The following is a 3440-nucleotide window of genomic DNA, read 5'->3' on the forward strand; positions in this document are numbered from 1 at the left end:
GGAGCTCCAAGGCATTTTGGGCGAGGTTGTGGCTCCTTGGTCACCCAACTCTTCCGCTCCCGTTGGTTAAAAACTCAGGTGTTGTTGTAGCCAACCTGCGGAAGGGTTTTGACATACTCCCTACTCTAAAGAACGAGGGTTCTTGTTAGATTACTGGCCGGGACAGGATTGCTTGTTCTCAGTTACAAGGGCAAGAGCCTAGCATAGAGATCTGGCCCCCCTCACTGTTGCGTTGCCGCCATGTCTGAGCCTTCTGGCCGTCTGGTTTGGAACCACTCCACTCACATTTCTGGGCTGATCCCTGTCCTGGAGCGCCTGGCCAGGCAAGCGGGCATCAAAACCGTGACTCCCGGTGCCTTATCTTGCAGTCGGGGGCGGATCCCGCAGTTGCAGTTGCGGGTTTCGGTGCCCATTCGAGGGGGATACAAGTTGGTTGCCCGCAAGGGCAGCAGCGTGCAAGAGGTGTTTGTGGTTACCGACCTCAGTCAGTCGGAGCTGGAAGCAGTGATTCGCCGCTGTTTGGAGTAGACTTAGGCTCTGGGCGCGCCATGTCTCGTGCTAGCCTCAAGCCCGCCCGCATCAGCGCTGTGGTGGCCGGATCCCTGGCGGCAAAGGTGGGCATTCGGCCTGGGGAGGCCCTGGTGAGCATCAATGGCGAGCGGCCCCGCGACCTCATTGACTATCGCTTCTTGTGTGCTGATGAATATCTCTGCCTGGAGATCCTGGACAACCAAGGGATCCAGCGCACGGTTGAGCTGGAAAAAGACATAGACGAGGATCTGGGGCTGGAGTTTGAGACGGCTTTGTTCGATGGTCTCATCCAATGCAACAACGCCTGCCCCTTTTGCTTTATCGACCAACAGCCCCCTGAGATGCGGGCAACGCTGCACCTCAAAGACGACGACTACCGCCTCAGCTTTCTCTACGGCAGCTACCTCACCCTTACCAACCTGACCACTGCCGAGTGGGAGCGTATCGCCCGCCTGCGCCTTTCTCCTCTCTATGTCTCGGTTCATGCCACGGAGCCGGAGCTGCGCAGCCGCCTGCTCAAAAACCCGCGTGCCGGTTTGATCCTGGAGCAGTTGGCCTGGTTTCGCCAACACCGACTGCAACTGCATGCCCAGGTGGTGGTCTGCCCAGGCTGGAACGATGGGGAGCAGCTAACTCGCACCCTTCTGGACTTGGCCGCTTTTGGCCAACCCGTCGAAGGGATCCCGACCGTCCTCTCGGCGGCGGTGGTGCCGGTGGGGCTAACCCGCTTTCGCCCCCCCAATGATGAGCTAATCCCGGTGGATGCTGCCAAAGCGGCGGAGGTGATTGCGCAGGTGGAAGCGCTGCAGGCGCAGTTTCGGCAAGAATTGGGATCCGCCTTTGCCTGGCTGGCTGATGAGTGGTATCTGCTGGCGGGTCGGGAATTGCCGCCGGCAGAGCACTACGAAGATTACCCCCAACTGGGCAATGGAGTGGGATCCCTGCGCTTGTTCTTGAGCGAGTTCGAGCAGGTGCGGCTGCCGGCTGGGATCCCTGCTCCCCTCAAAGTTCTCTGGGTGGTGGGCAACGCCGTGGAACAGGCCTTCCAGCCCGTGGTCAAGCGGATGAACGGCATTCGGGGGCTGCAGTTGGATCTGTTGCCCATTGCCAGCCAATTCTGGGGACAGACCCTGACGGTAACCGGGCTGCTGACAGGGCAGGACATCCTCAGCGCTTTGAAATCCGTTGAAAACTTGGCAAGTTACGATGGGCTACTTTTGCCCCAGATTGCTCTTAAGGATGGGGAGCGCTTTCTAGACGATCTGAGCTGGCAAGAGTTGCAGGCCCAAGTCGGGATCCCGGTGGTGCGGGTGGACGGCGGGCCGGCGGGCTTGCTGGAGGCGGTGCAAGGGCTAGGATCAAGAGCGAGTTTGAGTGGGATGCCCTGAGTCCATGGAGCGGTTGCGGCGAGGGTTGCTCCTGTTACTTTGGGTGGGGCTAGGGATCCTGGCCATCAGCGGCTTGGCGGCCTTTTATGTAGATCTGGCCTGGTTTGCCGAGCTGAACGCCCTGCCGGTGCTGTGGACGCGGGTGATGGCTCGCTGGGGGCTGGGCCTAGGCGCCTTTGTCTTTGCCCTGGCGGTGGTGGGATCCAACATCCGCGCCTGCTGGCGGGGCGCCAACACAGCCTGGGCCTGGGCCATTGCTCTGGGGTTGAGCGGCTGCTTGGCCTGGTCTCTTTCTCAGCACTGGTTCGCGCTGCTGCTCTGGCTGCACCAAGTGCCTGTGGGGGAGTCGGATCCGATTTTTAGGCGCGATCTGGGCTTTTTTCTTTTCGGCCTGCCCTTTTGGGAGACGCTGCAGCACTGGTGCTTCAACTTGGTGCTGCTCACTCTGATCACGACAGCGCTCATCTACCTGGTGGAGCTAGGGCTATCGGAGCAGCGGCTGACGCTGGCCCTTTCCCTGTTTGCCCAGCGGCACTTGCTGATCCTGGCGGGATCCCTGTTCTTAATTCGCGCCTGGGGCCACTGGCTGGAGCGCTATGAGCTGCTCTACTCCACCCGCAGCGTCGTCTTTGGCGCCGGTTTTACCGATGTCCACGCCACCCTGCCAGCCACCACTCTAATGAGCGGGGTGGCTTTCCTGACGGCCATTGGCTTCTGGGTTTTGGCCCGCCAAGGGATCCGCCTCCGCCTTCCCTTTTTCAAATCCTGGTGCCCTGCCTGGGCCAGTTCCCTGCTGGCACCGGCTCTGCTGTGGGGGGCCTACCTGGGGTTTGGGCTGCTGACCACCCGGCTTTACCCGCAACTGGTGCAAACCCTTTTGGTCACGCCCAACGAGCTAGAGCTGGAGCGCCCCTACATTGAGCACAACATCCGCTTTACCCGCGCCGGCTTTGGCCTGGCCGAGGTGGAGGTAAAGCCCTTTCCAGAAGAGGGATCCCTGACGCTGGCAACGCTGCAGCAAAATCAATCCACCCTGCGCAACGTGCGTCTTTGGGATACGGAGCCCCTCTTGGCCACCTATCGCCAACTGCAGGAGATCCGTCCCTACTACCAGTTTCCCTATGTGAATGTAGATCGCTACCGCATTGGCGGGGAACTGCGCCAGGTGATGCACGCTGCGCGGGAATTGGACTTTGCCCAGGTGCCGCCTACGGCCCAAACTTGGGTTAACCAGCGGTTTTTCTACACCCACGGCTATGGCCTCACCCTCAGCCCGGTGAACGTGGTTACCCCAGAGGGACTGCCGGACTTTTTTCTCTCGGATATCCCACCGCGGGTTTCTCCCCGCTACCCGGAGGTGGCGCAGGTGCTGGAAGTGGATCAGCCGGCTCTCTACTACGGCGAGCTGACCACTACCGACGTGTTTGTGGGAGCCGAGGCAAGGGAGCTGGACTATCCCGCTGCCGATCGCTATGTCTACAGCAGCTACCGCGGCACGGGCGGCGTGCCCATCCCCCACCT

Annotated in this window: 3 protein-coding genes; all 3 read left to right on the plus strand. The window is 60.8% G+C overall.

The window, feature by feature from the left end; all coding sequences use genetic code 11:
* The first annotated feature begins 240 nt into the window (after nt 1-240).
* Nucleotides 241-528, plus strand: coding sequence for a DUF2103 domain-containing protein (locus NW857_RS12270; RefSeq protein ID WP_414369103.1), 288 nt, complete (start codon nt 241-243; stop codon nt 526-528).
* Nucleotides 529-548: 20 nt separating this feature from the next.
* Nucleotides 549-1919: a TIGR03279 family radical SAM protein gene (locus NW857_RS12275; protein WP_414369105.1), complete on the plus strand. Its 1371-nt coding sequence runs from the start codon at nt 549-551 to the stop codon at nt 1917-1919.
* 4 nt (nt 1920-1923) lie between these two features.
* Nucleotides 1924-3440: UPF0182 family protein (locus NW857_RS12280; RefSeq protein WP_414369106.1), on the plus strand; the 1517-nt coding region annotated here is incomplete at its 3' end.

This window comes from Synechococcus sp. H55.9 (genome assembly GCF_047462355.1).
Taxonomy (GTDB): Bacteria; Cyanobacteriota; Cyanobacteriia; order Thermostichales; family Thermostichaceae; genus Thermostichus.